We start from the raw sequence: 26,023 nt of genomic DNA, 5'->3' as shown, positions 1-26,023 counted from the left end.
GACTCGGTCAGGCGGCGATCCGGATCTTCTTCGTCACCGTCACCTGGTCCAGGTCGGACACCCGTACCGTCATCGTGATCGTCCACTCGCCCGCGATGGGGATGTTGACGGAGTCTGCGGCCCAATAGCCCCCGCGGTCGGTCACGTTGGCGGGAAGCGGGCCGATCTTCTGGGCGCCGAGGGTGAAGGAGAGGCGGAGTTCGGGGACGGTGGAGATGCCGTTGTCGGGGCCGAAGACGACCGCCTGTACGGAGTTCGCGCCGACCCGGCCCGGGTCCAGGGTGATCTGCACCTTGCCGTGGCCGTTCGGGGTGCCGACGTCGAAGGGGACCATGGCGACGGCGGCCGCGGGGATGCCGGTCGTGTCCGACACCGTTCCCGACTCGGCCGCCTCGGCCGCGGCCCGGCCGGGCAGGGTGCCGGTCAGGATGGTGGTGATGCCCAGGACGGCGACGCCGATGGCCACCTCCGCGAGGACCGAACGGCGCAGGGCGGCCTGGTGGTGGCCGGCGGAGGGAGCGGGCGGCGATTCCTCCGGCGGTTCCTCCGGGCTGGTTGAATCCTCCGCAGCCGATGGGTCCGCGGGGGGCGGTGCGCCGACCGGCAGTGGGATGCGGTCGCGGGCCGCCGTGGCCGGGGCCGTCGCCAGTTTCGCCGTCCAGCGGCGGGACTGCGAGGCCGCAGCCAGCAGCAGCGTCACCGAGGCCAGTTTGATGACGAGGAGCCTGCCGTACGACGTGTCGGTGAGCGCCTGCCAGGAACCGAGGCCGCGCCAGGACTGGTAGACGCCGGTGACGACGAGGACCGTCACCGAGGCGAAGGCCACGCGGGAGAAGCGGGCTGCCACGGCGGCGGGGAGGGGCGTGGTGGCGCGGTGGAGGCTGATGAGGAGGGCCGTGAGGCCGCCGAGCCAGAGCGCCATCGACAGGAGGTGCAGGACCGTCGACGTCATCGCCAGCGGGACCTGGATGCCGGCCGAGGCATGTTCCGCCGCCGCCCAGGTCAGGGCCAGGGCGATGGAGAGGGCGGCGGCCGTGGCGAGCAGGGGGCGGGACGGGCGGGACGGGCTCACCCGCTTGCGGAGCAGGAGGTAGAGGGCCGCCGCGACCGCCAGCAGGGCCACCCTGGCCAGCAGGGCCAGTCCCGGGCGTCCCGTCGCCGACCTGCCGAGGGCGGAGAGGCTGAAGGCCGTCGCCGGGGAGGTGCCCTCCTCGTACGGGGAGCGGAGGACGAAGAGGAAGAGGGTCGCGGCGAGCAGGGCCCACCACGCCGTACGGATCGGGGTACGGAGGGCGGCGGGGTCCGGCGGGCGGCAGACGGCCAGGAAGGCGACGGCGCCTATGAGCAGCGCCACGGCTATGTACGCGACGTAGCGGCCGATGTTGTAGAGGCCGCCGGTGAGCGGGTTCTCGACGGAGCCGGTGGAGACGGGTGTCGTGGTCGCCGACGGCTTGCCCACGGAGAAGGTGAGGGCGCCGGAGACGGGGTGGCTGTCGGCCGAGACGACCCGCCACGCCACCGTGAACGTGCCCTTGCCCAGCTTCTTGGGGAAGGTGATCCGGGCGGTGTCCGAGCCGGCCGGGGCGTGTTCGGCGTCGCTGGTGGTCACCCGGTGGTTGGTGGGGTCGTACACCCGGAACGAGTCGTCGAGCAGGCTGACGGACTCGGAGAAGGTGAGGGTGACGGATCCGGGCGACGACTTGAGCACGGCGCCGTCGGCGGGGTCGCTGCCGCGCAGGGCCGCGTGTGCGGAGGCGGGGCCGGCCGAAGCGAGGAGGAGGGCGGCGAGGAGGGTGCCGAGGAGTGCGAGGGCGCGCAGGGCTCTGGCCCTGTTCCTGTGGTTGCCGGTCGGCGTCGCTCGCCGCCTTTCGTGTCCTTCGCTCACGTCACCCGCTCCGAGTTCGGCAACACGTGTTCTTGGGTCATACGGCTGGGATGGCTGTAGTGCTCATTTTGTCTGCGGGTGGGTGGGGGCTGGTCGCGCAGTTCCCCGCGCCCCTTCGGGGCGCTTTGGTTCGGGGGGCGGAAACGTCACCATGTCGGGCGTGTCGATACGCCGCCGTCGACCACCAGGTCGTGGCCGGTGATCCAGGACGCGAGCGGCGAGGTCAGGAAGACGACCGCGTTCGCCACGTCGTCCGCGCTCCCCAGCCGGCCCATGGGCACCGCCTCCTGCCATCTGCGCACGCCCTGCGGCCAGTCCTCCGCCAGCCCCTCCCGGTCGATCAGGCCCGGGGAGACGGTGTTGACGCGGATGCCGAGGGGGCCGTACTCCAGGGCCGCGGCCCGCGCGTGCATGACCACCGCCGCCTTCGCCGTGCTGTAGTGGGCGTGGCCGGGGGCCGGTTGGGTCGCCTCGATGGAGGCGATGTGGGTGACCGTGCCGCCGCCGGACTGGGCACGCATGATCTCGGCGGCGGCCTGGGTGCAGGCGAAGACGCTGGTGAGGTCGGTGTCGACGACCGCGCGCCAGTCGGCCGCGGTCATGCCGGGCAGGGGCTGTACGGGCTGTACGGCCGCGTTGTTGACCAGGGCCGTCAGCCGTCCGCCGCCCCAGTCGGCGGCCTCGCGGACGACGCGGTGGCAGGTCTCCTCGTCGCTCAGGTCGCCCTGTACGACCGTGGCCCGGCCGCCGGCGGCCGTGATGTCCGCGGCCGCCTCCTGCGCCGCCCGTACCGCCGTACGGCAGTGCACGGCCACCGCCGCGCCCTCCGCCGCCAGGCGGCGGGCGATGGTCCGGCCGATACCGCCGCTCGCGCCCGTGACCAGGGCGGTCTGTCCGTCGAGCAGGTGGGTGTGGGTCATGGACGGCAGAGTTCCGTGATGCGGGCGGCTTCGGACGGGTAACGCGCCGTGAGGTGGGCCGCGTTCCCGTGTTCGTACCCCTCGAAGGTGAATCCGGGGGCCAGCGTGCAGCCGAAGAGGGTCCAGGCGCCCGGGGATGCCACGCGGGCGCCCATCCAGGTGCCGGCCGGGACGGTCAGCTGGATGTGCTGGCCGCCCAGGAGGTCGGGGCCGAGGACGGGGGTGCGGGTGGTGCCGTCGGGGGCGAGGAGCAGGAATTCCAGGGGGTCGCCCAGGTAGAAGTGCCAGATCTCGTCGGTGGGGAGGCGGTGCAGGGCCGAGTAGTCGTCGGCGGTGAGGAGGCCGACGATCGCGGTGCCCTCGGGGCGGCCGTCGGCGCGTGCGGGACCGGCCCAGGTCTCACGGAACAGGCCGCCCTCGCGGGGGATCGGCTCCAGGCCGTAGTGGGCGATCAGGTCATCGGGAGTCAGCATCCGGGACATTCGGGAAGGCTACCGGCCGGGTGAGGAAAGCCAGTTGAGCGTGCTTCTCGGGCAGGTGGACGTCGGGGAGGTCGATCTCGGGGAGTACGACGGCCGGGCCGAGCTCGAAGCCCTGGCGCCGGAAGCGGGTGATCGCCCTCTCGTTGCGGACGTCCGGGTCCACGACGATGCGGTCGCGGTCGAGGGCGCGCAGGGCGTACGCCGTGAAGGCGGTCAGCAGGGCGTCCGTCCAGCCGGGGCGGGGGCCTTCGGGTCCGGCCGGGGCGAGCAGGACGTGGACGCCGATGTCGCCGGGGCGGGCGTCGTAGCACTCGCTCACCCGGTCGGCCGCCGGCTCGTACGTCTGGAGGAGCCCGACCGGGGTGCCGTCCTTCTCGGCGAGGTGGGCGTGGTGGGTGTCGAGGGTGGCCATGTGGGCGTAGATCTCGGCGACCTGGGGGCGGGTGAGGCCGGTCATTCCCCAGAAGACGGCGCGTTCCGCACTGACCCAGCTGTGGACGACGTCCGCGTCGCGCTCGGGGTCCAGGGGGCGGAGCCGGACGGTGCCGAAGCCGGGGACGGGGTGTTCGAAGACGGGGTGGTGTGCGGGGTGCTCAGACATCGGTCTTTGCGTTCTCTTCCGTGTGTTCGGTGAGTTCGGTGAGTTCCGTGAGATCTACGCGTTCCAGGCGGGCCCAGTCGGTGACGACCGGGGCCAGGTCTCCCTTGAGCCACAGGGGGAGTTGGTCGGTGTGGTGGGGTGCGCCGGGGGAGCCGTCCGCGCCGAGCGGGACCACCCAGCGGCTGTCGTCGCGGCGGGCCAGGTCCCAGACGTAGCGGGCGGCCGGGCCGCGCGCGGAGCGGTCGGTGAGGCCGGGGACGGCGGAGGTGCACAGCACGCAGTCGTGGTCGCCGGACAGGGCCGGTCCGTCGTCGTACGACGGCTCGGGCAGCGCCTGCCAGGGGGTGAGGCGGTGGGTGTCGCCCCAGGTGCCGGTGGGCGGGTCGGCCGCGACCTCCTCCACGGCCGCGCGCACGGCGGCGGGACGGTCGACGCCGTACAGCTCCTCCGCCCTCAGGAGGTGTTCGAGGGCGAAGGCGATCCGGGGGGTGAGGGCCAGCCAGGGGAGCAGGACCTCTGGGCGGTCCGGGTGTCGGGTGAGGGTAGCGAGGGCGGCGAAGGCGGGGTGGGCGGCGAGGTGGCGTACGACGGCGGAGCGTACGGCCGCGTAGGCGGCGGCGCCGGTGCTGTCGGCGTCCATCCGCCGGTCCCAGGCGAGGAGGCGGTCGCGGAGTTCGGCGGCGGCGGGGGTGAGGCCGTCGAGGGCGGTCAGGCGGTCGAGGAGGGGGGCGGCGGAGGCGAGGTGGGTGTCGGTGTGGATCGCGGGCATGTCGGCGGCGGACCAGGTGCGGCGCTCGGCGAGGAGGGTGCGGATGCGGTCGGCGCGGTGGGGCGGGGCGAACTCGACGCCGAGGGGGGTGGCCGGGCCGCGCTGGTTCGCCATCACGGCCACGCCGTCGGTGATGTCGCCGTACGGCATCTCGTGCCAGCCCTGCCAGTCGTGGCCGGGGAGCCAGGCGGGGGCTAGGCGGGTGCGGTTGGTGTGCGAGCGGACGGGGACGCGGCCGGCGACGCGGTGCAAGGTGCCTCCGGCGGTGTCGGCGGCGTGGACTACGTTGACGGGCTCGGTCCAGGCGTCGAAGGCTCGGTCGACGTCGGTGACGTGGCGGGCGCGGAGGAGGGGGAGGAGGGCGCTGAAGCCGAGGTCTTCGGTGACGCGGGGCGGGTAGCGAAGCGCCAACGCCTCGGCTTCGCCATCGGCGTGTGTTCTCCCACCCGCACCACCCGTGCAGCTTTCGTCGTCAGGTGCGGGTGGCCCCTGCAGGGGCCGACCACCGTCGGCGGCCGCGGGTGCGTGCGCGAAGAGAGGCGTGCGGCTTTCGCCGTCGGGTGCCGGTGGCCCCTGCAGGGGCCGACCACCATCGGCAGTCGCGGGCGCGTGCGCGACGTGAGGCGTGCAGCCTTCGCCGTCGGCGACCGGTGGACCCGGGAGCCGACCACCGTCAACAGCCACAGGTGCGTGCACGACGAAAGGCGGGCGGTCTTCGCCGTCGGCGACCGGTGGACCCGGGGGCCGACCACCGTCAGCAGCCACAGGTGCGTGCACGACGAAAGGCGGGCGGTCTTCGCCGTCGGCGGCCGGTGGACCCGGGGGCCGACCACCGTCGGCGGGCGCGGGTGCGTGCGCGAAGAGAGGCGGGCGGCCTTCGTCGGCGGGTGCCGGTGGACCCTGCGGGGGGCGGTCGCCATCGGCAGCCGCGGACTCGTGTGCGATGAAAGGCGGGCGGCTTTCGTCGGCGGCGGTTGTCGGTCGGTCGGCGGCGGCCGTCGTGGTCGCCGTAGCTCTCGTCGTTCCGGTGTTCGGTTCCTTCTCCGGGCCGCCGGTGATGACCGGGCCCCGGGGGGTTTCGAGTATCTCGATCTGTAGTGGGGGGTTGCCGGACACCTCGATCGTCTCTGTGTGGTGGTCGGCCGGGGTCCAGGTGCCGTCCGGGGCGAGGGCCTCGATGCCGGTCCGGGTGCGCCGCAGGCGCTCCCGGTAGAGGTCCTGGTAGTCGGCCATCGCGTTGGTGATGGACCAGGCGACCGTGCCCGTGTGGCCGAAGTGGGCGATGCCGGGGACGCCCGGGACCGCCAGGCCGATGACGTCGAACTCCGGGCAGGAGAGGCGGATCTGCTGGTAGACACCGGGCGCTTCGATGAAGCGGTGGGGGTCGCCGGCGAGGACGGCGTGGCCGGTGCTGGTGCGGGAGCCAGCGAGGAGCCAGCCGTTGCTGCCCGAGGTGCCCGGGCCGTCCGTGGCGAACAAGGGGACCGCCTCCTCGCCCAGGTGCCGTATCGCCTCCTCACGCCACAGCTTGGCCGGGAAGCCGGCGAACAGGATGTGGGTGGCCAGCCAGATGCACAGCGGGTGCCAGGGCTCCCAGGTACCGGGGGTCAGACCGGTGCGGGCGAACTCGGGCGTGCGGGCGGCGCCGGCCGGGAGGCCCTGGTTGACGCCGGCCACGTACGCCCGTACCCACTGAGCCGTCTCCGGGTCCCGTCTCTCCAGCGCCTCGAAGCAGCGTCTCGCCGTGTCCGCGAGGCGGGCCCGGCGGGCGAAGACGTCCCAGGCGGCGGCCGGGGCGCCGAGGAAGGACGCCGACGTGCCCTGCGCGCGGTGTCGTTCCACCTCCAGCTGCCAGGCCCGGTCATGGGCCGTGACCCGGCCCTGCGCACGGGCGAGTTCACGGGCGTCGGCCGCCCGCAGATGCGGGATGCCCCAGGCGTCGCGGTACGTCTCGATGGTCACCTGGTGACCCCCTTGTCTGAGGTTAGCCTTACCTAAGTTGAATCGCGGAGGAATCGTACGTGAGGGGTGAGAGGGTCGAGGAGGCCGGGCTGCCGCGGGCGCGCGAGGGCGGTCCGGGCGCGGGATCATCGAGCCATGGACGCCAACGCCGACACCGGCTCCCCCGCCCTGCATCTCGCCCAGGACCCCGAGGCCGACGCCCTCCTCAGCCGCAGCAGGCTCGCCGCGCTCACCGGCATGCTGCTCGACCAGCAGGTGCCGATGGAGTGGGCGTTCAAGGGACCGGCGACCATCGCGCGGCGCATGGGCACGGACGACCTGGACGCGCACGAGATCGCCGCGCAGGATCCGGAGGCGTTCGCCGCGCTGCTCTCCGAGAAGCCGGCCGTGCACCGGTACCCCGGTTCGATGGCCAAGCGCATCCAGCAGCTGTGCCAGTACCTCGTCGAGCACTACGACGGTGACGCCGAGGGCATCTGGCGTGACGTCGACAGCGGGGCGGAGCTGCTCGGACGGCTCCAGGAACTGCCCGGGTTCGGGAAGCAGAAGGCGCAGATCTTCCTGGCCCTGCTGGGCAAGCAGCTGGGGGTGACGCCGAAGGGCTGGCGGGCGGCGGCGGGAGCGTACGGGGAGGCGGCGGCGTTCCGGTCGGTGGCCGACATCACGGGGCCCGAGTCGCTGGCGAAGGTGCGGGCGCACAAGCAGGAGATGAAGGCGGCAGCGAAGGCGGCCAAGGGCGGGGGTGGCGGCGGGGGCAAGTAGCGGACAGGGCGGCCGCGGTACGCGGTCCGCGGTACGTCACCCGATCGGCCGTTCCCTGCTGGCCCGTCCGGCTCCCCCGGTCTCAGCTGGAACCATGACCGAGCCCCCCAGCACCGGCCCCGCCGACGACGACCGGAAGGCGCACGCCACCGGCACCGCTCGGCCCGAGCCCGAACCGCCCTTCGAGGGACCGCTGCACGCCCTCTCCAAGGCCGCCTGGCAGACCGTCCTGCTCACCGGGATCGCCTCCCTGATCCTCGGCATCCTGATCCTCGTCTGGCCCGGTGCCTCGCTGCTCGCCGCCGGCGTGCTCTTCGGCATCTACCTGCTGATCAGCGGCGTCTTCCAGCTGGTGTCCGCGTTCGGCACGCACAAGGCGACCTCGCTGCGCGTCCTGGCCTTCATCAGCGGCGCGCTGTCGATCCTGCTCGGCCTGTTCTGCTTCCGGGGCCCTCTGGAGTCGATCCTGCTGCTCGCCCTGTGGATCGGGATCGGCTGGCTGATCCGCGGGATCACCCAGACGCTCGCCGCCGTGCACGACCACAGGATGCCCGCACGCGGCTGGATGATCTTCCTCGGGATCGTCACGTTCATCGCCGGCGTCGTGCTGATCGTCTCGCCGTTCCGGTCGGTCGCGGTGCTCACCCTCGTCGCGGGCATCTGGCTGGTCGTCGTCGGCATCGTCGAGATCGTCACGGCGTTCGGCATCCGCAGCCGCGCCCAGCAGATCCCACAGGCGCTGTGAGCGCCGCCGGTCCCGCCGGCTTCGTCAACTTCGCGCCTCGGTGGTACGCCGAGCGAGCGGAACTCGCGTCCCGGACGATGAACACCCCCCACCGCGCGGGGAGATGACCGCCATGAGCAGCGGTCGCCCGACCGGACGCCGCCCGTGGTCAGGCCCCGCCTGGCCGCGGGCGCTCGTGCTGCTGCTGGCCCTGCTGCTGGTCGGCGTCCCGAAGGCGGCCGAGGCGCTCGCGGCGGCCACCGCGGCGGCCGTCTCGGCGGAGACCGCCGAGCACGACGTCCTCGACACCCCGCTGCGGCCCCCCGCCCGCGCCGTCCACCGCGCCGACGTACCCCAGCGCCCCGCGCCGCTCCCCGCCGCGGCGTCCGCAGGCCCGGCGGACTGCCACCGCCCCTGCCCGACGGCACCGCGCCCGCCGTACGCCACGCCCCTCCTGCGCACCGTGGTCCTGCGCTGCTGACCGACCGGCCTGTCCCGCACTCCCCCCAGGTCAGTCAGCTCTACGCAAGGAACACAGTCATGTCCTCAGACCCGTACGCGGTCCTGCGCGCCCTGCTGCGCGCGGAGGCCGTGCGCAGCACACCGAAGCCGGCGCTGAAGACGGCCCCGAAGACGGCGGAACCGCCGAGCACGCGGCCGCAGGAGCAGAAGCACGGTTGATCCTGCGACCCTGAGCCGGGCGGCCCGTGCGGGCGCCCGGCTCACCTCGCCCGGCTCACCTGCGCCTGCGGGCCGTACCGAACAGCGAGCGCGTGATCTCCCGGCCGAGCTGGGTCCCCACCGACCGGGCGAGGGACCTGAACATCCCGCTGCCGACGACCTGTTCGACGAGGGAGGGTTCCTCTTCCCTCGCCGCGCCCTTCGGAGCGGCCTTCGGAGCGGCCTTCGGCTCGGCGGCGGGCGCCTGCCGCAGCTTCTCGTACGCCGACTCCCGGTCCACAGCCTGTGCATAACGTCCCTGGAGCGCGGACCCGCGCACCGCCGCGTCCAGTTCCGCCGTGTCCACCGGCCCCAGCAGGGACTCGGGGGCCCGCAGCCGGGTCGCCGCGACCGGCGTCGGGGCGCCCTGCTCGCCGAGCACGGTCACCACGGCCTCGCCGATACCGAGCCCGGTGAGCAGCTCTTCGAGGTCGTACGACGACTTCGGAAAGGTCTGCACGGTGGCCCGCAGCGCCTTCTGGTCCTCCGGGGTGAAGGCCCTGAGCGCGTGCTGGACGCGGTTGCCGAGCTGGGCGAGGACGTCGGACGGTACGTCCTTCGGGGTCTGGGTGACGAAGAAGACGCCGACTCCTTTCGAGCGAATCAGGCGCACGGTCTGCGTGATCGAGTCCAGGAACGCCTTCGAGGCGCCGTCGAACAGCAGATGCGCCTCGTCGAAGAAGAAGACCAGCCGCGGCCGGTCGGCGTCGCCGATCTCGGGGAGGTCGTGGAAGAGGTCGGCGAGCAGCCACATCAGGAAGGTGGAGAAGAGAAGCGGTCTGTCCTGGACGGCGGGGAGTTCGAGGACCGAGACGACGCCCCGGCCGTCCGGTGCCGTCCGCAGGAGGTCGGCCGTGTCGAACTCCGGCTCGCCGAAGAAGTCCGCCATGCCCTGCGCCTCGAAGGCGGTGAGCGAGCGCAGGATCACCCCGGCGGTGGCCGTCGACAGCCCGCCGATGTCCCTCAGTTCCGCCTTGCCCTCGTCGGAGGTGAGGAAGGCGACCACCGCCCTGAGGTCCTTGAGGTCGATCAGCTCCAGGCCCTTGGTGTCGGCGTAGTGGAAGATCAGGCCGAGGGACTGCTCCTGGGTCCGGTTGAGCTGGAGCACCTTGGAGAACAGCACCGGGCCGAAGCTGGTGACGGTCGCCCGGACGGGGATGCCGTGGCCGAGGCCGCCGAGCGCGAGGAACTCGGCGGGGAAGCCGGTCGCCGTCCACTCCTGCCCCACCTCCGCGGCCCGGCCGCGCACTTTGTCGTTCACCTGCCCGGGGCGGGCGATGCCGGACAGGTCGCCCTTGACGTCGGCCAGGAACACCGGGACGCCGCGCGCCGAGAGCTGCTCGGCGATCAGCTGGAGCGTCTTGGTCTTGCCGGTGCCGGTGGCGCCCGCGACCAGGCCGTGGCGGTTGAGCATGGCGAGGGGGATGCGCACCGGGGCGTCGGGACGGCACCGCCCGTCCCAGAGAAGCGCACCGAGATCCAGCGCCTGACCGGCGAAGGCGTACCCGGAGGCGATGCCGGCGGCGGTCCCGGAGACGGCCCCGGAGACGGTCCCGGAGACGGCCTCGGAGACCGTGGGGTCGGGCTCACCGGAACTCATCATCGGACCCCCTGTTCCCTTTTAGCCCGTTTGACGGCCTTTGCGATGTCTTTTCCAGCGTCGCACTCGCTCGCCATGGCTGCGCCCGGAACGTCTGGACCGGTAGGCTTTCCGTGTGATCTTCAAGCGCATCGGAAACGGCCGGCCGTACCCCGACCACGGCCGGGAGAGCACCCGGCAGTGGGCGGACGTCGCACCGCGCCCGGTCCGCCTCGATCAGCTCGTGACGACCAAGGGGCAGCTCGACCTGGAGACCCTCCTCGCCGAGGACTCGACGTTCTACGGCGACCTCTTCGCGCACGTCGTGAAGTGGCAGGGCGACCTGTACCTGGAGGACGGGCTGCACCGTGCGGTCCGCGCCGCCCTCCAGCAGCGCCAGGTGCTGCACGCGCGCGTGCTCGAACTCGACTGACACCCGCTCGCCACCCGGCATTTGCCGCCGGTTGCCCCTTTCGGGTTGGACCGGGCACCGTCAGATGATCATCTATTAGTCAACGCTCGCGTGGCGCACTACGCTGCGCTCATGAGCATGCTGACTCCCCCCGGCATGGGCGGCCAGTACCGGATCACAGGGGACAAATACCCTCGCATGCGCCCGCGCCGACGGCGTGCCCGGCTCGTCCTCTCCGTGGCCGCCTCCGTGACCGCGCTCGGCCTGGTCGGCTGGGGCACCCTGCAGCTCATCGACGTCTTCACGGGCGGCGGCGGGACGGCGTCCGCGGCCGGCTCGGCGGGGGACTGCGTCAAGCAGGCCGCCGCCAGCGCGAGTCCCGCGGCCGGTGCGTCGGCCGGTGCCCGGGCCGCGGTGCTGCCGAAGCCGGCCCAGATCACGGTGAACGTCTACAACGCCACGACCCGCACGGGCCTGGCCAAGGACACCGCGGACGAACTGAAGAAGCGCGGCTTCAAGATCGGCGACGTCGGCAACGCGCCGGCGAAGTTCGACCAGAAGGTCAAGGGCACGGCGATACTGCTCGGCCCGCCCTCGGCCCTGAAGACCTCGCTCCCGGTCCTGGCCACCCAGGTGACGGCCGCCGACCAGCGCACGGAGGCGGGCCGCAAGGGCGCCGCCGTGGACCTGATCATCGGCAACGCCTTCAAGACCCTGACCCCCCAGGCAACGGCCGCCAAGGCGATCACGGCCCTGTCGGCCCCCAGTCCGACGGCGTCGACCTCGAAGAAGAGCTGCTGAACCGGCACAGCCGGGACCACAGGGAACAGACGGCTCGCCAGGCGCCCTGAAAGGGGCGCCGAAGCGAACGGCTCGTGCTACTCGGCCGCCCCGTACAGCCGGTCCCCCGCGTCGCCCAGCCCCGGCACGATGTACCCGTGCTCGTTGAGGTGGTCGTCCACCGCCGCCGTCACGACCGTGACCGGCGTTCCGGCCAGCTCCCGCTCCATGAGCTCGACGCCCTCGGGCGCGGCCAGCAGGACGACCGCCGTCACGTCGTCCGCGCCCCGCTTGATGAGCTCGCGGATCGCCGCGACCAGCGTGCCGCCGGTGGCCAGCATGGGGTCCAGGACGTACACCTGGCGCCCGGAGAGGTCCTCCGGCATCCGCGACGCGTACGTGGACGCCTGGAGCGTCTCCTCGTTGCGGATCATGCCCAGGAAGCCCACCTCGGCGGTCGGCAGCAGCCGGACCATGCCGTCCAGCATGCCGAGCCCGGCCCGCAGGATCGGCACCACCAGCGGCCGCGGCCGGGCGAGCTTGACGCCGGTCGTGGCGGCCACCGGGGTCTGGATGTCGACGGCCTCGGTCCGCACGTCCCGCGTCGCCTCGTAGGCGAGCAGGGTGACCAGTTCGTCGGCGAGCCGCCGGAACGTCGCGGAGTCGGTGCGCCGGTCGCGCAGCGTGGTGAGCTTGTGGGCGACCAGGGGGTGGTCGACGACGTGGAGACGCATGTCCACAACAGTAACCGCGCCCCCTCACACCTCGCGCACGCCCGCGCTCGCCCGCCCTGGCATCAAACCCCCCATCCGGGGGAAAGTGGGAGTGTCGGACCGGGGGTGATGCGACGTTGCCTGAACTGCCTGCGCTGCCTGGTCCGGCCGACCGGCCGGACCGTGCGTACGGCGCGCCCGAGGGCGAGACGGAGGCCGAGCGGCGGCGGCGCCGGGCCCGGTTCCTGCGTGAACTCGCCGAGGCGCGGGCGCTGCGCGACCGGGTCCAGCCCCGCCGCGCCAAGGCGGCCCGGCTGCGGCACGCGCTGCGCATGCGGACGTTCCGCTGGTAGGAATCGGTAGGAGTGCACAAGACTCGCCAAGAGTCGGCAAGACTCGGCAACAGTCGTAAAGCCGATCCTTCGGCAAAGATCCACTCCTTGTGGCGCGTTGCGGTCCGTCATGGGGAAGGCCGTGCGTGGGCTGCGGGAAAACCCGCGTACGATCCGCAGGTGGCGGCAACGAGTGCGCTGGTGGCTGCGTTGACGGACGCATGGATGCCTCTTTGCATACGTGCGATCAAAACTGCCAGACACAGGGAGCCGAAGACGTCCCCTGAACGCCTTGTTTCTGCCACGATTCCGAGTGGGCGGGGCTCGGAGCACAGCTCTCCCCGCCCAGAACCTCCGCCGGGGGGACCCCCAACCGGCACGCCTAAGACCAGTGGGAGAGTCACGGTGTACTTCGCCGCACTGCTCGCGCGCACCGAAGACGGGTGGGAAGCGAGCGACACAGAGCTCGACGATGTGGAGACCCTGTCGGACCTGGCCGACCTGGCCCGGGAATCGGCCTCGGAGGCCGACGACACGGTGCTCGTCTTCATCGAGCAGGAAGACGCTTGGTTCGGCGTGGTGCGCGTCGACGGGGAGGAGGACCCCCGGGTCTTCGTCTCCAGCGCAGCCGCCGCCGCCCGGAGCTCGTACGGCGAGCTCCTGCTCACCGACGAACTGCTCGGAAGGGAGCCCAAGGACGACGATGACGACCTGGACGCCCTCGACCTCGACGGCACCGAGGACGGTGAACCGGAGGCCGAGGCCGACGACGACGCGGACGGCTCCGCCGTGCCGGCCGGCCCGGTCGGCGACGCCGCGATCCTGGACGACCTGGGCGTGAGCGCGAAGGAGCTGCTGGCACTCAGCGACGACGCGCTCAGCGAGATCGCCGAGGCCCTGGGCGCCTCCGACGTCCTGGAGACCGTCCGCTGACGCTCCACGGGGCATCCGGGTCCCCCGACCCGGTACGCGACCGCTGGCGGGCCGTGATGCGGCTCGCCCTGGACGAGGCCGGCCGGGCCGTCCGGGGCGGGGACGTCCCCGTCGGCGCCGTCGTGCTGTCCCCGGACGGTACGACGGTCCTCGCGACCGGGCACAACGAGCGCGAGGCCACCGGCGACCCCACCGCACACGCCGAGGTCCTCGCCCTGCGCCGGGCCGCCGCGGCGCTCGGGGAGTGGCGGCTCACCGGCTGCACCCTGGTCGTCACCCTGGAGCCCTGCACGATGTGCGCCGGCGCCCTGGTCCAGTCCCGGGTGGACCGGGTCGTCTACGGCGCCCGCGACGAGAAGGCCGGCGCCGCGGGGTCCCTCTGGGACGTCGTCCGCGACCGGCGCCTGAACCACCGCCCCGAGGTCGTCGAGGGCGTCCTTGCGGACGAATCCGCCCGCCTCCTCACGGATTTCTTCCGCACCCGCTGACGCCCCGTCCGCGGCCCCGAATACCGATTTCAGAGCACGGGCCCCCGTGCTGTAAGGTCTCCCTCGGTAGCGTGTCCGAGCGGCCGAAGGAGCTCGCCTCGAAAGCGAGTGTGGCGCAAGTCACCGAGGGTTCAAATCCCTCCGCTACCGCTGTCACGTGAAGGGCGGCTCCGCATCGGAGCCGCCCTTCGTGCGTTACGCCGACGGCTCGGGGCGCTTGCCCGCGTAGTTCCAGACGAGGGCCCCGAAGACCGGGGCGTGCAGCAGGAACAGCAGCCAGAGCCACTTCGGGACGTACCTGACCCGCTCCGCCGGTGTGCGGACGCAGTCGAGCAGCGCCGCCACGACGAGCACGATCAGCAGGGCGACGAGCCCGAAGGCCATCGTTGTCATCAGCATCTGTGCGTTCCCTCCGTCTTCGTTCCCTCGGCCCTTCATCGGAGCGGCCCCCGCGATCGGTTCACGCTTCGGGGCATCGGATCTTCGGGGCATCGGATCTTCGGAGAATCGGAGAAAAAATCCGGCACACATCGTGCCGTTGGTCATACAAAACGATCGGAGGGTTACACTCGCGCCCGGAAAACGGGGGAACGGACAGGGGAGAGGCCAGGTGGCCGTGAACGCCAAGAAGATCGCCGTCTACGTACTCGTGATCTTCGCGCTCTACGTGATCATCACCGACCCGCCCAGGGCGGCGGACTGGGTCCAGATAGTCTTCCAAGGCATATCGGACGCCGCGAAGTCCGTCGGCGACTTCTTCACCTGGCTGGCCGACGGGGCGAAGTAGACGCACTGGGAGTGCCCATGATCCGCCACCTGGTCCTCTTCAAGCTCAACGAGGGCGTCGGGCGCGACGATCCGCGTGCCGTCGCGGGCGCCGCCGCCTTCTTCGCCCTCGGCGAGCAGATCGAGGAGCTGCGCTTCTGGGAGTGCGGCTGGAACATCACCGACCGCCCCATCGCCCACGACTTCGCGATCAACTCGGCGGTCGAGGACCAGGACGCGCTGAAGCGGTACCTGGAGCACCCGGCCCACCAGGCGGCCGCGGCGCAGTGGCGGGAGTTCGCCACCTGGGTGATCGCCGACTACGAGTTCTGAGCCGTACGGCCACCTCCGGATCCTGAGCCCCTCGCCGCGACGGCGGGGGGCTTTACTGCGCCTTATGCCTCAACTTGCCAGTATTAATACCCAACACGACGTTATGCGGTGCTTGCACACAGTGCACATGTCTTGTGATGCTATGACCGCTTTTGACGGATGATTGACCGATGAAGAGGTGGCGTTGACCGTGTCGGCCAGTTCTGCGCCGCCCCAGGAAGAGGCGCCCGCCCCTACTCAGACCCCCGCCCAGACCCCCGCCCAGGCCTCCACCCAGACCCCCGCCCAAGCCGCCACCCAGACCGCCGCCACCCCCGCCCAAGCCGACGCCCCCGCCCCGGAGAAGCGAAGGGGCGCCGACACCCGGGCGCTGACCCAGGTGCTCTTCGGCCAGCTGAAGGAGCTCAAGCCGGGCACGCCGGAGCACAACCGGGTGCGCGCGGCGCTCATCGAGGCGAACCTCCCGCTCGTGCGCTACGCGGCCGCCCGCTTCCGCTCCCGCAACGAGCCGATGGAGGACGTCGTCCAGGTCGGCACCATCGGGCTCATCAACGCCATCGACCGCTTCGACCCGGACCGGGGCGTGCAGTTCCCGACCTTCGCGATGCCGACCGTCGTCGGCGAGATCAAGCGCTACTTCCGGGACAACGTCCGCACCGTGCACGTCCCGCGCCGGCTGCACGAGCTCTGGGTCCAGGTGAACAGCGCGACCGAGGACCTGACCACCGCCTTCGGCCGGTCCCCCTCCACCGCCGAGATCGCCGAACGGCTGCGGATCAGCGAGGAGGAGGTGCTCTCCTGCATCGAGGCCGGCCGGTCGTACCACGCGACCTCCCTGGAGGCCGCCCAGGAGGGCGACGGGCTGCCGGGCCTCCTGGACCGCATCGGCTACGAGGACCCGGCCCTGGACGGCGTGGAACACCGCGACCTGGTCCGCCACCTGCTCGTCCAACTGCCCGAGCGGGAGCAGCGGATCCTGCTGCTGCGCTACTACAGCAACCTCACCCAGTCGCAGATCAGCGCGGAGCTCGGCGTCTCCCAGATGCACGTCTCCCGCCTCCTGGCCCGCAGCTTCCAGCGCCTGCGCTCGGCGAACCGCATCGAGGCCTAGGGCAGGCACAGGGCCCGTCCGGGCCCCCACCGCCGGGCCCGTTACCGGTCCGAGACCCGCCCCGAGCGACTTGGTACGGCCGTAACCGCAAACAGGATCGAGCCATCACCGGCGAGAGCGAATCGCTCACCAGCGCACTTCCCGACAGTTGAGGGTCGAAAAAGCGTCAGACCCCCTTCATCCAGGGCGGATTCGCATCTCGCATGTCGACATGTCACTACAGCGTGTTGCCGACATGTGACATTCTGCCGGAAGCGCGTTTGCCGGGGCTCCGGCTCCGGTATTCAGGTGAAGGCATCGTTCCTAGCAGGGAACGCCGCCGCGACCGTCCCGCGACCCAAAGGGGGTGGCATGTCCGCAGACCAGGGCAGCTCGAAGGTGCTCATGCCCACGAAGAGCGAGGCAGCGCCCAAGGAGCTCGACGCCATCGACGTGCTCGACAGCATCGATGGCGCCATCGAAGGCGCCCCGGCGCTGGAGGCCCCTCCGACCCCGGAAGTCCCGGTGGTCTCGGAGAACCTCGACACCCGCACCCTGTCCCGCTCCCTGTTCCTGCGCCTTGCCGCACTCGGAGAGGACAGCCCCGAGCGTGCCTACGTCCGGGACACCCTGATCGAACTCAACCTCCCCCTCGTGCGCTACGCGGCGGCCCGCTTCCGCAGCCGCAACGAGCCGATGGAGGACATCGTCCAGGTCGGCACCATCGGCCTGATCAAGGCGATCGACCGCTTCGACTGCGAACGGGGCGTGGAGTTCCCGACGTTCGCGATGCCGACGGTCGTGGGCGAGATCAAGCGCTTCTTCCGCGACACCTCGTGGTCGGTGCGCGTGCCGCGCCGCCTCCAGGAGCTGCGCCTGGCCCTCACCAAGGCCAGCGACGAGCTCTCCCAGAAGCTGGACCGCTCCCCGACGGTGACGGAGCTGGCGGCCGTCCTGGGCGTCTCCGAGGAGGACGTGGTCGACGGCCTCGCCGTCGGCAACGCCTACACCGCCTCCTCCCTCGACTCCCCGGCCCCCGAGGACGACGGCGGCGAGGGCTCCCTGGCCGACCGCCTCGGCTACGAGGACACGGCCCTGGAGGGCGTCGAGTACCGCGAGTCGCTGAAGCCGCTGCTCGCCAAGCTCCCGCCGCGCGAGCGCCGGATCATCATGCTCCGCTTCTTCGCGAACATGACCCAGTCCCAGATCGGCGAGGAGGTCGGCATCTCCCAGATGCACGTCTCCCGCCTGCTGACCCGCACCCTGGCCCAGCTCCGCGAGGGCCTGATCTCGGACTGAAGTCGTGCCTACGGCTTCCTTACTGACGGAGTGTCAGCCACACTGGCGCGATGCCGCTCCGCAGGACAGGGATCCGTAGGGCACCGATCCACCGGACGCCGAGGACACCGACGACACCGAGCGGCCGCCGGACCGACGCCCCCGCGGCACCGGCGGCCGGCCCGACGCGTCGACGCAGGGCGTCGGGCGGCCGGTGGGGCACCGTCACGGCGGCCTCGGCGGTCGCCGCCTGCCTGGCCGCCGCACTCACGGCGTGCGCGGGCGGGGACAACGGCGGCTATACGGCGGTGGGTGCGGCAGGCGGCGAGCCGAGAACGTCGGCACGGCCGACGGGGTCGGTGACGCTGGTCCCGCTGGACGGGGCGAGGAAGGCGGGCGGACCGACGGCTGCGGTGACCGGGCCGGCGCCGGCCGCCACCACGACCGCCGCGGCCGCCACTTCACCGTCTCCCGCGACGGGTTCACCCGGTTCCTCTTCCCGCCGCAACGGCACCCAGCCACGACGAAGCGATCCGGCGGCGCCGAACTCACCGCAACCCGGCGCCTCTTCGGCCTCCCCCGCGCCCGCCGCACCCGCCGCGCTCACCTGGAGCACCCCCACCCGCGAGGCCACGGACAAGAGATGGTGCGAGAAGGTGACCGTCACCTTCGTCAACTCCGGCGGTACGGCGGTGCGTTCCGGCACGGTCACGCTCGGCACGCACATCATCGACCTGCTGGGCATCGACTGGTCGACGATCAGGTCGACCGAGGCCCTGCCGGCGCCGATCGACCCCGGCTCCCGTGAGAACAAGACCTGGACGGTCTGCGTGGACGACTGGCGGGTGCCGCTCGGCATGCACGTCGAGACCCGGGTCGTGGCGGTCGACTGGAGCTGAGCATGACGAAAGCCCGGGGCGCGGGACCCCGGGTTCGCCTTCGTCGCTCCGTCGGCGTGACCGCCGTACGGCGGCTGTCCTGCGACAGCCGCCGTCCTACATGAGCGCGAGCCAGGCCACCGCCGCCACCACGACCACCACGGCGACGATGCCGAGGATCAGGCCGAGGCGGGGGCCGGAGGAGGAGTAGGTGGTCGCCGTCTGCTGGGGCGTCTGCGGGGCCTCGTCGACGAACGCGCGGAACATCTGGGTGCTGCCGGCGGGGTCGTAGTTGCCCTGGGGGCCCTGGGTGTTAGCCATGGCCCGAGACACTAGCGAATCCGGGGGTGTGGCCCAAGTGGGGGGCCTCCGCTGTAACCAGGCGACCCCACCTGCGCGTTTACGTCAGCAATACTTGCCTTTGCCAAGTTTTTATCCCCACCCCCCGCCGATATATTTGCCTGTGGCAACCAAGCAGTTCTATGGTTGCCCCAAGCAACGAATACGGTGGTGAGGAGGTGTACGTGATGGCGAGGCAGGCGCAGTTCGAGGAGCTGGCGCGTCAGCTCAGCGCCGTCGGAGCCGTGAAGCGGGACCTCGCGCGGATCATGCCGCACGACTGCCCGGCCGGTTCCGCGGCCGTACTGACGCTGCTCGGCCGTCACGGCTCCATGCGCATGAGCAAGCTCGCCGAGCTGCTCGCCGTGGACATGTCCGTGACCAGCCGGCATGTGGCGCACGTCGCCGAGCGCGGCTGGATCGAGCGCTCCGCCGACCCGGCGGACAAGCGCTCCCGCATCCTGCACCTCACGCCCGCGGGCGAGGCGACCCTGCTGGAACTGTCCCGGCGCAGCACCGAGCTGCTCGCCGAGCGGCTCGGTGACTGGAGCGACGAGGAGGTCGACCAGCTGATCGGGCTGATGACCCGGCTCCGGGACAGCTTCGGCGACTGCCGGGCCCCGGCCCCGCACCCCCGGCCCGCCGTCGGCACGGCCCCTGCCCCCGGCGCCCCGAAGGCCACGGGCGAGGCCAGGGCCATGGCCGGCGTCACCTCCGCCGCCCGCGCCCCCACCCCCGTACTCGAACCGACGACCACCCGTACACCCGCATAACACGTAAGAAAAGGAAGCCCATGGCAACGACCACACCAGCCGGTGTGCGGGCCCACGCCAAGCACGGGGGAGGCGGCTCCGGCAGCTCCGTCGAGCAGGCGCCGATGTCCCACCGGCAGATCATGGAGGCCATCTCCGGCCTGCTGCTCGGCATGTTCGTGGCGATCCTGTCGTCCACGATCGTCACCAACGCCCTGCCGCACATCATCAGCGACCTCGGCGGCGGCCAGTCCGCCTACACCTGGGTCGTCAGCGCCTCGCTGCTGGCCATGACGGCCACCACCCCGCTCTGGGGCAAGCTCTCCGACCTGTACAGCAAGAAGGCGCTCGTCCAGATAGCCCTGGTCATCTACGTCCTGGGCTCCGCGGCGGCCGGTCTCTCGCAGAACTCCGGCATGCTGATCGCCTGCCGTGTCGTCCAGGGCATCGGCGTCGGCGGTCTGTCGGCGCTCGCCCAGATCGTCATGGCCGCGATGATCTCGCCGCGTGAGCGCGGCCGCTACTCCGGCTACCTGGGCGCGACCTTCGCCGTCGCCACCGTCGGCGGCCCGCTGCTCGGCGGTGTCATCACCGACACCTCGTGGCTGGGCTGGCGCTGGTGCTTCTACGTCGGCGTCCCCTTCGCCGTCATCGCGCTGATCGTGCTGCAGAAGACCCTGCACCTGCCCACCGTGAAGCGGGACGTCAAGGTCGACTGGGCCGGCGCGTTCTTCGTCGCCGCCGCCGTCTCGGTGCTGCTGCTCTGGGTCACCTTCGCCGGTGACAAGTACGACTGGATCTCCTGGCAGACGTACGCGATGGTCGGCGGTTCGATCGTCCTCGCCCTGATCTTCCTCCTGGTCGAGTCGAAGGCCAAGGAGCCGATCATCCCGCTGCGGCTGTTCCGCAACCGCACCATCACGCTGGCCTCGCTGGCCTCCCTGTTCGTCGGTGTCGCGATGTTCACCGGCACGGTGTTCTTCAGCCAGTACTTCCAGCTGGCCCGCGACAAGTCCCCGACGATGTCCGGTGTGATGACGATCCCGATGATCGGCGGTCTGTTCATCTCCTCCACCGTCTCGGGCCAGTTCATCACCCGCACCGGCCGCTGGAAGGCCTGGCTGGTCAGCGGTGGCGTGCTGGTGACGGCGGGCCTGGGCCTGCTCGGGACCATCCGCTACGACACGGCGTACTGGAAGATGTCGATCTTCATGGCGCTGCTGGGTCTCGGCATCGGCATGATGATGCAGAACCTGGTGCTCTGCACGCAGAACCAGGTCGCCCCGAGCGACCTCGGCTCGGCCAGCTCCACGGTCACCTTCTTCCGGTCCCTCGGCGGTGCGGTCGGCGTCTCGGCGCTGGGCGCGGTGATGGCCAACCGGATCACGCACTACATCACGGACGGCATCGCCTCCCTCTCCCCCAAGTACCAGGCCGCCCTGGCCGGTTCGAGCTCGTCCACGGACAGCATCCCGGACCTGGGCAAGTACCCGAAGCCGATCCGCACCCTCGTGGAGAGCGCGTACGGCCACGCCATCGCCGACGTCTTCATGATCGCCGGCGGGCTCGCCGCCCTGGCGTTCCTGATCAGCCTGTTCATCAAGGAGGTCCCGCTGAAGACCAAGGGTGGGCTCGCCCAGGCCGCCGAGGCGGAGAACGCGGGGAGCGTCGAGAGCGCCCCGGTCGCTGCCGCCGTCGCGGCTCCCGTTCAGGAGCAGCAGGTCCCCAGCTGGGCCGCCCCCGTCGTGAGCAGCGCCACCGAGGCCGCGGCCGCGCCGGAAGCCACCCTGCAGTTCGCCGCCGTCGCCACCATCGCCGCCCCGGAGCAGTCGGCCGGCTCCGGCGGCACCCCGGTGCACGGATTCGTGCGCGGCGCCGAGAGCGCCCCGGTCGCGCAGGCCGCGGTCACCCTGATCTCGCTGTCCGGCCGCCAGCTGGGCCGTTCGGTCGCGGGGTACGACGGTTCCTACCGCCTGGACGCGCCCGGCGCGGGCTCGTACGTGCTGATCGCCTCCGCCGACGGCTACCAGCCGCAGGCCTCCACCGTCATGGTGGGCGAGGAGCCGGTGCCGTACGACATCCTGCTCAGCGGCACCAGCGGGCTGAGCGGTGTGGTCCGCGGCGCGGGCAGCGCGCTCCCGGTCAAGGACGCCATGGTCATCGTCACCGATGTGCGCGGCGACCTGCTGGCCACCGCGGCCACCGGTGAGCAGGGCGACTTCCGCTTCGGCGAGCTGGTGCCGGGCGTCGTGACGGTCGCGGTGAACGCGGCCGGGTACCGGCCCCGCGCCCTGCCGGTCGAGATCGGCACCACCGGGGTCACCCGGATCGAGGTCGACCTGGACGCCGGCGCCCAGCTGCTGGGTGTCGTACGGGCCCCGCACGGACCGCTGGCGGACGCCCGCGTGACCCTCGTGGACGCGGCGGGCAACGTGGTCGGCACGGCCACCACCGGCACGGACGGCGCGTACGCCTTCGCCGACCTGGACGGCGGTGACTACACCGTGATCGCGACGGGCTACCCGCCGGTCGCCACGGCCCTGAACGTCACCGGTACCGGTGTCGACGGCCACGACATCGAACTCTCCCACCCGGGCGAGTAGTTCCCACTCCGGCCCGTGGCGGGCGCGCCCACAAGGAGGCGCCCGCCGCGGGCCGGTTCCATAAGGCCGATTTGTAATTGTTTGACTGTCGGACGGTATGAACGTCCGAGTGTTCGCAGGGAGAAACGGGATGGGACTGACCGCGAGGATCCGCACCCGGGACGGATGGGCCGTGTCGCACGCGGTCGTCACGGTGACCGACATGACCGGCTCGCAGGTGCTGCGCGCCGAGACCGACGACGAGGGCACGGTTCGCGACCCGAACCCGCTGGCGCCCGGGGCGTACACCGTCATCGTCACCGCACTGGGCTACGCGCCCGCCGCCTCCAGCGCCATCGTCACCGCGAGCGGCCGCGCCGAGATCGGCACGGTGACGCTGGCGCGGCAGGGCGGCACCGAGCTGCCTCCGCCGGGCCCGTGGACGGTGGACCCGGCGCACTCCACCGTGGGCGCGGTCGCCCAGCACCTGGGCATCTCCAGCGTCCGCGGCCGTTTCACGGACTTCTCCGCCGTCATCGAGATCGCCCCCGACGACGTCGCCAAGTCCCGGGTCCAAGCGGTGATCCGCGCGGCCTCGATCGACACCGGCAACGGCATGCGCGACACCCACCTGCGCTCCGCCGACTTCCTGGACGTCGAGCGCCACCCCGAGATCACCTACATCTCGACGGGCCTGACGGCGGCCGGCTCCGACCGCTGGACGGTCCACGGCGAGCTCTCGCTGCACGGTGTCGTACGACCGGTCGACCTCGCCCTCGCCTACCTCGGCACCGGCGCCGACCCGTGGGGCGGCACGCGAGCCGCGTTCCGCGCGACGACCGAGCTGCACCGCGAGGACTTCGCGATGAACTACAACCAGGTCGTGCAGGCGGGCATCGCCGCCATCGGCACCACCCTCAAGATCGAGCTGGAGATCCAGGCGGTCCAGGGCGAGTCACTGCCGCAGGCGTGAACATGAGCCCCGCAGGGACAGGCTGAGCGGGCCCTGCGGCCCTAGGCTGACGCCATGGCACCGAACATCGCGACGAACACCGCCGTCTCCCTCGACGAACTGCTGGACTTCGTACGACCCCGCCACCGCGCGATCCTGCTCACCCGACGCGCCGACGGGAGCCCGCAGGGGTCGCCGCTGACCTGCGGGGTCGACGACTCCGGGCGCATCGTCGCCTCCACCTACCCCGAACGGGCGAAGACGCGGAACGCGAAGCGGGACGAGCGGGTCAGCGTGATCGTCCTGAGCGACGACTGGAACGGGCCGTGGGTGCAGGTGGACGGGCGGGCCGAGGTGCTCGACTCACCGGAGTCGGTGGAGCCGCTGGTGGAGTACTACCGGAACATCGCCGGGGAGCATCCCGACTGGGACGAGTACCGGGCGGCGATGGTGAAGCAGGGGAAGTCGATCATTCGGGTGACGCCGGAGAAGTGGGGGCCGGTGGCGACAGGGGGCTTTCCTGCGCGGTTGGCTTCGCCGGACGCCTAGTGGGGTGGGGTGCGGTGTGAGTGCGCGAGTGCGGGTTGTGTGTGGTTGCTCGCGCCCACGCGGCGGAGCCGCATATCGGACACAGCCCCGCGCCCCTTTCAGGAGCGCTGCACCATGGCCTCGATTCCAGCGATCAGCAGATCCAGTGCGAACGTGAAGTCCCTGTCCAGCATTTCGGCGACCGTGTCGCCGCCCCTTGCCGCCATGAGGTCCCTGGACTCCTCAATGATCGCCGCTGTCTCCGGGGTCTCGGTCACCGCGGTCATCGCGGTGCTGAAGTATTCGTCCGGGGTCATGCCGGCCGCTGCCACGCGCTCGGCGAAGTGGCCCTCGATCGTGCCGTAGCCGTAGACGAACTGGAAGACGGCCGAGATCGCGCCGGTCACGCCGTGTGCGGGCAGGCCGGCGCGGCGGACCACCTGCTGGACCACCCGGGAGAAGGCGAGCGAGTGGGGGCCGATGTTGAGGTAGCGGCCGGCCAGCGGGGAGAACCAGGGGTGGCGGACCAGCAGGGCGCGGTACTCCGTGGCCAGCGCCCGCAGTTGCTCCCGCCAGTCGCCGACGGCGGCATCGGGCAGCGACAGCTCGCCGAAGGCCGCGTCGAGGGCGAGTTCGAGCAGGTCGTCCTTGGTGTCGACGTACCAGTACACGGACATGGCGGTCACCTTGAGCTCGGCCGCCAGCCGCCGCATGGAGAACTTGTCGAGCCCGTCGGAGTCGAGGAGCCGAACGGTGACGGAGGTGATACGGGCCCGGTCGAGACCGGATGGCTGACCACTCCGACCGCCCTTACCGGCCTTCTCCTCCAGCCACACACTGGCCCGCGCCATCACGACACCTTCCTCCACGACCACTTCTCAAGATGCTAAGACCGCAACGCCCCGTTTTTTTAGGGGCGCGGGCGGTGTCCGACATGCGGCTCCGCCGCGTGGGCGCGATCAGCCACAATCCACCCCGCACCCGCCGCTGGACATGTACCCCCTCCCCTTCAGGCGACATTCTTCTCCGCCTTCCTGAGAAGCGCCGCAGCCACGAACCCCCCGGCAACGACGGCCGCGGCCCCCACCAACTGCCCCGCCCCCAACCCCGCCGACAGCGACTTCCCCGACGCCACCCAGGAACTGAGCACCGCGCCCAGCACCGCCACCCCCAACCCGTTCCCGAACTCGGCCAGCGTGCCGTTGATCCCGGCGCCCACCCCGGCCTTCTCCGGAGGAATCGCGCTCATGATGGCGTGGGCCATCGCCGGGTTGGCGATCGCGCACCCCGCGCCGATCAGCAGCAGACCGAGCAGGGTGCCGCCGTAACCGCTCGAATCGAGTACGGCGATCGACACCAGGCCCAGTGACATCAGCAGCATCCCCAGGGCTATCGCCACCGGCGTGCCCAGTCGGGTCGCCCACCTGGCCGACAGGCCGCTGAAGTTGAGGGCGACGACCGTCAGCGCGAGCGGTGCCGTGCGCAGGCCGGCCTCCAACGGGCGGTAGCCGAGGACGAACTGCAGGTGCTGGGTGAGGAGGAACAGCGCTCCGCCCATACCGAAGGTGATGAGGACCGCCCCGGCGAGGGCGCCCATGAAGCGGCGGTCCCTGAAGAAGTGCGGGTCGAGCATCGGGTATGCGATCCGGTTCTCCCAGTACGCGAAGAGGCTCAGCACCGACACGGCCACGGCGGCCGTGCCCAGCACCCGCGCCGACGTCCAGCCGTGCTCCGGGCCGGAGATGATCGCGAAGACCAGCGCGGCCATGCCGACCGTGGAGAGCAGCGCGCCGAACAGGTCGGGGCGGTCGCCCTGGGGGTTCTTCGACTCGGGGACCAGGGTGATGACGGCGGCCAGGGCCAGCGCCGCCACCGGGAGGTTGATCAGGAAGATCGCGCCCCACCAGAAGTGGTTGAGCATGAACCCGCCGATCAGCGGACCGGCGGCGAAGCCCAGCGCGTTGACGGCGCTCCAGATGCCGATGGCCCTGGGCTGTTCGTCGGGGGTGAAGATCTGCATCGCCACGGCCAGGGTGGTCGTCAGCAGCAGCGCGCCGCCCACGCCCATGCCGGCCCGCGCCGCGACCAGTTGGCCCGTCGATCCGGCCAGGCCCGCGGCCAGCGAACCCGCACCGAACAGGACCAGGCCCGCGACCAGCATCTTCTTGCGGCCGTAGCGGTCGGCCGCGCTGCCCGCCGTGAGCAGCAGGCCGGACTGGACGAGCGAGTACGCGTTGATCATCCACTGGATGTCGGCGGTGGCCGCGTGCAGCTCCCGGGTGAGGGAGGGGATGGCCACGTTCAGAACGGTGTTGTCGAGCAGCACGGTGAGCTGTGCGAGGCAGATGACACCGAGGATCAGCCAGCGTCGGGGGTGGCCCTGAGAAGTCATGTTGTACACCGTAAGGCGGTTCCTATACGGCGTACAACAGAGTTTCTCCCGGGCCGCCCGGCAAGGGCAGCG

At 71.6% G+C, this 26,023-nt stretch carries 30 protein-coding genes and 1 tRNA gene; 19 read left to right on the top strand and 12 right to left on the bottom strand.

The genetic code is table 11. The features are described from left to right. Window positions 1-7 precede the first annotated feature (7 nt). From ACWGKQ_RS04235 to ACWGKQ_RS04215, 5 genes are all read right to left on the bottom strand, one after another. Entirely contained in the window at window positions 8-1,819 is a 1,812-nt protein-coding gene (locus tag ACWGKQ_RS04235; RefSeq protein WP_453290520.1) for a copper resistance CopC/CopD family protein, read from the bottom strand. Window positions 1,820-2,031: 212 nt separating this feature from the next. Continuing rightward, complete coding sequence (locus ACWGKQ_RS04230) at window positions 2,032-2,805, bottom strand: SDR family NAD(P)-dependent oxidoreductase (protein WP_453290324.1); 774 nt, start codon at window positions 2,803-2,805, stop codon at window positions 2,032-2,034. Further along, window positions 2,802-3,275, bottom strand: coding sequence for a cupin domain-containing protein (locus tag ACWGKQ_RS04225; protein ID WP_453290519.1), 474 nt, complete (start codon window positions 3,273-3,275; stop codon window positions 2,802-2,804). The genes ACWGKQ_RS04230 and ACWGKQ_RS04225 overlap by 4 nt, the downstream gene beginning before the upstream one ends. Next, the gene (locus ACWGKQ_RS04220) at window positions 3,262-3,888 is read right to left on the bottom strand and encodes a GNAT family N-acetyltransferase (protein ID WP_453290323.1); all 627 of its coding nucleotides are present in this window, start codon (window positions 3,886-3,888) and stop codon (window positions 3,262-3,264) included. Before ACWGKQ_RS04220 ends, ACWGKQ_RS04225 begins: the two co-directional genes overlap by 14 nt. Next, window positions 3,881-6,619: a penicillin acylase family protein gene (locus ACWGKQ_RS04215; protein WP_453290322.1), complete on the bottom strand. Its 2,739-nt coding sequence runs from the start codon at window positions 6,617-6,619 to the stop codon at window positions 3,881-3,883. Before ACWGKQ_RS04215 ends, ACWGKQ_RS04220 begins: the two co-directional genes overlap by 8 nt. 135 nt (window positions 6,620-6,754) lie before the next feature. Between ACWGKQ_RS04215 and ACWGKQ_RS04210 the strand changes: the two genes are divergently transcribed. The 4 genes from ACWGKQ_RS04210 to ACWGKQ_RS04195 all read left to right on the top strand — a co-directional run bounded on the left by ACWGKQ_RS04210 (window position 6,755) and on the right by ACWGKQ_RS04195 (window position 8,786). Further along, window positions 6,755-7,381 (top strand): HhH-GPD-type base excision DNA repair protein, encoded by a 627-nt coding sequence (locus tag ACWGKQ_RS04210; protein ID WP_453290321.1) that lies wholly within the window; start codon window positions 6,755-6,757, stop codon window positions 7,379-7,381. Window positions 7,382-7,475: 94 nt separating this feature from the next. Continuing rightward, the gene (locus ACWGKQ_RS04205; RefSeq protein WP_453290320.1) at window positions 7,476-8,126 is read left to right on the top strand and encodes an HdeD family acid-resistance protein; all 651 of its coding nucleotides are present in this window, start codon (window positions 7,476-7,478) and stop codon (window positions 8,124-8,126) included. A gap of 112 nt (window positions 8,127-8,238) precedes the next feature. Beyond that, window positions 8,239-8,586: a hypothetical protein gene (locus tag ACWGKQ_RS04200; RefSeq protein WP_453290319.1), complete on the top strand. Its 348-nt coding sequence runs from the start codon at window positions 8,239-8,241 to the stop codon at window positions 8,584-8,586. 59 nt (window positions 8,587-8,645) lie between these two features. Continuing rightward, a complete protein-coding gene (locus tag ACWGKQ_RS04195; protein WP_453290318.1) occupies window positions 8,646-8,786 on the top strand; it encodes a hypothetical protein in 141 nt (46 codons plus the stop codon). A 55-nt stretch (window positions 8,787-8,841) separates the two neighbouring features. On the opposite strand, the gene ACWGKQ_RS04190 is transcribed toward ACWGKQ_RS04195, so the two are convergent. Beyond that, window positions 8,842-10,428 carry a helicase HerA-like domain-containing protein gene (locus tag ACWGKQ_RS04190; RefSeq protein WP_453290317.1) on the bottom strand — a complete coding sequence of 529 codons (1,587 nt, stop codon included), beginning with the start codon at window positions 10,426-10,428 and terminating at the stop codon, window positions 8,842-8,844. Window positions 10,429-10,540: 112 nt separating this feature from the next. On the opposite strand from ACWGKQ_RS04190, the gene ACWGKQ_RS04185 reads away from it, so the two are divergent. Beyond that, window positions 10,541-10,837: a type II toxin-antitoxin system VapB family antitoxin gene (locus ACWGKQ_RS04185; RefSeq protein WP_003999914.1), complete on the top strand. Its 297-nt coding sequence runs from the start codon at window positions 10,541-10,543 to the stop codon at window positions 10,835-10,837. A gap of 111 nt (window positions 10,838-10,948) precedes the next feature. Next, a complete protein-coding gene (locus ACWGKQ_RS04180; protein ID WP_453290316.1) occupies window positions 10,949-11,617 on the top strand; it encodes a LytR C-terminal domain-containing protein in 669 nt (222 codons plus the stop codon). A gap of 77 nt (window positions 11,618-11,694) precedes the next feature. Here the strand turns inward: ACWGKQ_RS04180 and upp are convergent, their stop codons facing one another. Continuing rightward, window positions 11,695-12,330 carry a uracil phosphoribosyltransferase gene (gene upp / locus ACWGKQ_RS04175; RefSeq protein WP_453290315.1) on the bottom strand — a complete coding sequence of 212 codons (636 nt, stop codon included), beginning with the start codon at window positions 12,328-12,330 and terminating at the stop codon, window positions 11,695-11,697. Window positions 12,331-12,464: 134 nt separating this feature from the next. Here upp and ACWGKQ_RS04170 point away from each other — a divergent pair, with 134 nt between their 5' ends. The 4 genes from ACWGKQ_RS04170 to ACWGKQ_RS04155 all read left to right on the top strand — a co-directional run bounded on the left by ACWGKQ_RS04170 (window position 12,465) and on the right by ACWGKQ_RS04155 (window position 14,212). Further along, window positions 12,465-12,662, top strand: coding sequence for a hypothetical protein (locus ACWGKQ_RS04170; protein ID WP_453290518.1), 198 nt, complete (start codon window positions 12,465-12,467; stop codon window positions 12,660-12,662). 384 nt (window positions 12,663-13,046) lie between these two features. Then, window positions 13,047-13,574 carry a tRNA adenosine deaminase-associated protein gene (locus ACWGKQ_RS04165; protein WP_453290314.1) on the top strand — a complete coding sequence of 176 codons (528 nt, stop codon included), beginning with the start codon at window positions 13,047-13,049 and terminating at the stop codon, window positions 13,572-13,574. 56 nt (window positions 13,575-13,630) lie between these two features. Then, entirely contained in the window at window positions 13,631-14,062 is a 432-nt protein-coding gene (gene tadA / locus ACWGKQ_RS04160; RefSeq protein ID WP_453290313.1) for a tRNA adenosine(34) deaminase TadA, read from the top strand. A 65-nt stretch (window positions 14,063-14,127) separates the two neighbouring features. Continuing rightward, window positions 14,128-14,212, top strand: a tRNA-Ser gene (locus ACWGKQ_RS04155). Window positions 14,213-14,257: 45 nt separating this feature from the next. On the opposite strand, the gene ACWGKQ_RS04150 is transcribed toward ACWGKQ_RS04155, so the two are convergent. After that, the gene (locus tag ACWGKQ_RS04150; protein ID WP_167449904.1) at window positions 14,258-14,461 is read right to left on the bottom strand and encodes a PLDc N-terminal domain-containing protein; all 204 of its coding nucleotides are present in this window, start codon (window positions 14,459-14,461) and stop codon (window positions 14,258-14,260) included. 211 nt (window positions 14,462-14,672) lie between these two features. On the opposite strand from ACWGKQ_RS04150, the gene ACWGKQ_RS04145 reads away from it, so the two are divergent. From ACWGKQ_RS04145 to ACWGKQ_RS04130, 4 genes are all read left to right on the top strand, one after another. Further along, complete coding sequence (locus ACWGKQ_RS04145; RefSeq protein WP_189262746.1) at window positions 14,673-14,849, top strand: hypothetical protein; 177 nt, start codon at window positions 14,673-14,675, stop codon at window positions 14,847-14,849. A gap of 17 nt (window positions 14,850-14,866) precedes the next feature. Then, on the top strand, window positions 14,867-15,160 hold the full coding sequence (locus ACWGKQ_RS04140) for a Dabb family protein (protein ID WP_453290312.1): 294 nt from the start codon (window positions 14,867-14,869) through the stop codon (window positions 15,158-15,160). Between the two features lie 190 nt (window positions 15,161-15,350). Beyond that, window positions 15,351-16,271 carry an RNA polymerase sigma factor SigF gene (locus ACWGKQ_RS04135; protein ID WP_453290311.1) on the top strand — a complete coding sequence of 307 codons (921 nt, stop codon included), beginning with the start codon at window positions 15,351-15,353 and terminating at the stop codon, window positions 16,269-16,271. 351 nt (window positions 16,272-16,622) lie between these two features. Beyond that, window positions 16,623-17,549, top strand: coding sequence for an RNA polymerase sigma factor SigF (locus ACWGKQ_RS04130; RefSeq protein WP_453290310.1), 927 nt, complete (start codon window positions 16,623-16,625; stop codon window positions 17,547-17,549). 277 nt (window positions 17,550-17,826) lie between these two features. On the opposite strand, the gene ACWGKQ_RS04125 is transcribed toward ACWGKQ_RS04130, so the two are convergent. Continuing rightward, complete coding sequence (locus tag ACWGKQ_RS04125) at window positions 17,827-18,195, bottom strand: hypothetical protein (protein WP_453290309.1); 369 nt, start codon at window positions 18,193-18,195, stop codon at window positions 17,827-17,829. Here ACWGKQ_RS04125 and ACWGKQ_RS04120 point away from each other — a divergent pair. After that, window positions 18,185-18,427: a hypothetical protein gene (locus ACWGKQ_RS04120; protein WP_453290308.1), complete on the top strand. Its 243-nt coding sequence runs from the start codon at window positions 18,185-18,187 to the stop codon at window positions 18,425-18,427. The two genes, ACWGKQ_RS04125 and ACWGKQ_RS04120, sit on opposite strands and share 11 nt — an antisense overlap. A 96-nt stretch (window positions 18,428-18,523) precedes the next feature. Here ACWGKQ_RS04120 and ACWGKQ_RS04115 read toward each other — a convergent pair whose 3' ends face one another. Then, window positions 18,524-18,727, bottom strand: coding sequence for a hypothetical protein (locus ACWGKQ_RS04115; RefSeq protein ID WP_453290307.1), 204 nt, complete (start codon window positions 18,725-18,727; stop codon window positions 18,524-18,526). 206 nt (window positions 18,728-18,933) lie between these two features. On the opposite strand from ACWGKQ_RS04115, the gene ACWGKQ_RS04110 reads away from it, so the two are divergent. From ACWGKQ_RS04110 to ACWGKQ_RS04095, 4 genes are all read left to right on the top strand, one after another. Then, window positions 18,934-19,518, top strand: a complete 585-nt coding sequence (locus ACWGKQ_RS04110; RefSeq protein ID WP_453290306.1) for a MarR family winged helix-turn-helix transcriptional regulator — start codon at window positions 18,934-18,936, stop codon at window positions 19,516-19,518. A gap of 20 nt (window positions 19,519-19,538) precedes the next feature. Continuing rightward, the gene (locus ACWGKQ_RS04105) at window positions 19,539-22,100 is read left to right on the top strand and encodes an MFS transporter (RefSeq protein WP_453290305.1); all 2,562 of its coding nucleotides are present in this window, start codon (window positions 19,539-19,541) and stop codon (window positions 22,098-22,100) included. Window positions 22,101-22,230: 130 nt separating this feature from the next. Continuing rightward, window positions 22,231-23,052: a YceI family protein gene (locus ACWGKQ_RS04100; protein WP_453290304.1), complete on the top strand. Its 822-nt coding sequence runs from the start codon at window positions 22,231-22,233 to the stop codon at window positions 23,050-23,052. A gap of 54 nt (window positions 23,053-23,106) precedes the next feature. Continuing rightward, window positions 23,107-23,580 (top strand): PPOX class F420-dependent oxidoreductase, encoded by a 474-nt coding sequence (locus ACWGKQ_RS04095; RefSeq protein ID WP_350782099.1) that lies wholly within the window; start codon window positions 23,107-23,109, stop codon window positions 23,578-23,580. A 98-nt stretch (window positions 23,581-23,678) separates the two neighbouring features. Here the strand turns inward: ACWGKQ_RS04095 and ACWGKQ_RS04090 are convergent, their stop codons facing one another. Both ACWGKQ_RS04090 and ACWGKQ_RS04085 read right to left on the bottom strand, forming a co-directional pair. Then, window positions 23,679-24,410, bottom strand: coding sequence for a TetR/AcrR family transcriptional regulator (locus tag ACWGKQ_RS04090; RefSeq protein WP_453290517.1), 732 nt, complete (start codon window positions 24,408-24,410; stop codon window positions 23,679-23,681). A gap of 158 nt (window positions 24,411-24,568) precedes the next feature. Next, window positions 24,569-25,951 (bottom strand): MFS transporter, encoded by a 1,383-nt coding sequence (locus ACWGKQ_RS04085; protein WP_453290303.1) that lies wholly within the window; start codon window positions 25,949-25,951, stop codon window positions 24,569-24,571. Window positions 25,952-26,023: the final 72 nt, after the last annotated feature.

It is taken from the genome of Streptomyces sp. NPDC054770 (genome assembly GCF_053611985.1).
Note: the sequence above shows the minus strand (reverse complement) of the source record. Positions and strands in the feature narration are given on the sequence as shown.

Coding starts and splice junctions, on each gene's coding strand:
- ACWGKQ_RS04230 (WP_453290324.1), bottom strand. CDS start 2,805: ATGACCCACACCCACCTGCTCGACGGACAGACCGCCCTGGTCACGGGC.
- ACWGKQ_RS04220 (WP_453290323.1), bottom strand. CDS start 3,888: ATGTCTGAGCACCCCGCACACCACCCCGTCTTCGAACACCCCGTCCCC.
- ACWGKQ_RS04210 (WP_453290321.1), top strand. CDS start 6,755: ATGGACGCCAACGCCGACACCGGCTCCCCCGCCCTGCATCTCGCCCAG.
- ACWGKQ_RS04205 (WP_453290320.1), top strand. CDS start 7,476: ATGACCGAGCCCCCCAGCACCGGCCCCGCCGACGACGACCGGAAGGCG.
- ACWGKQ_RS04200 (WP_453290319.1), top strand. CDS start 8,239: ATGAGCAGCGGTCGCCCGACCGGACGCCGCCCGTGGTCAGGCCCCGCC.
- ACWGKQ_RS04195 (WP_453290318.1), top strand. CDS start 8,646: ATGTCCTCAGACCCGTACGCGGTCCTGCGCGCCCTGCTGCGCGCGGAG.
- ACWGKQ_RS04190 (WP_453290317.1), bottom strand. CDS start 10,428: ATGATGAGTTCCGGTGAGCCCGACCCCACGGTCTCCGAGGCCGTCTCC.
- ACWGKQ_RS04180 (WP_453290316.1), top strand. CDS start 10,949: ATGAGCATGCTGACTCCCCCCGGCATGGGCGGCCAGTACCGGATCACA.
- upp (WP_453290315.1), bottom strand. CDS start 12,330: ATGCGTCTCCACGTCGTCGACCACCCCCTGGTCGCCCACAAGCTCACC.
- tadA (WP_453290313.1), top strand. CDS start 13,631: ATGCGGCTCGCCCTGGACGAGGCCGGCCGGGCCGTCCGGGGCGGGGAC.
- ACWGKQ_RS04150 (WP_167449904.1), bottom strand. CDS start 14,461: ATGCTGATGACAACGATGGCCTTCGGGCTCGTCGCCCTGCTGATCGTG.
- ACWGKQ_RS04140 (WP_453290312.1), top strand. CDS start 14,867: ATGATCCGCCACCTGGTCCTCTTCAAGCTCAACGAGGGCGTCGGGCGC.
- ACWGKQ_RS04130 (WP_453290310.1), top strand. CDS start 16,623: ATGTCCGCAGACCAGGGCAGCTCGAAGGTGCTCATGCCCACGAAGAGC.
- ACWGKQ_RS04115 (WP_453290307.1), bottom strand. CDS start 18,727: ATGGCTAACACCCAGGGCCCCCAGGGCAACTACGACCCCGCCGGCAGC.
- ACWGKQ_RS04110 (WP_453290306.1), top strand. CDS start 18,934: ATGGCGAGGCAGGCGCAGTTCGAGGAGCTGGCGCGTCAGCTCAGCGCC.
- ACWGKQ_RS04105 (WP_453290305.1), top strand. CDS start 19,539: ATGGCAACGACCACACCAGCCGGTGTGCGGGCCCACGCCAAGCACGGG.
- ACWGKQ_RS04100 (WP_453290304.1), top strand. CDS start 22,231: ATGGGACTGACCGCGAGGATCCGCACCCGGGACGGATGGGCCGTGTCG.
- ACWGKQ_RS04095 (WP_350782099.1), top strand. CDS start 23,107: ATGGCACCGAACATCGCGACGAACACCGCCGTCTCCCTCGACGAACTG.
- ACWGKQ_RS04090 (WP_453290517.1), bottom strand. CDS start 24,410: ATGGCGCGGGCCAGTGTGTGGCTGGAGGAGAAGGCCGGTAAGGGCGGT.
- ACWGKQ_RS04085 (WP_453290303.1), bottom strand. CDS start 25,951: ATGACTTCTCAGGGCCACCCCCGACGCTGGCTGATCCTCGGTGTCATC.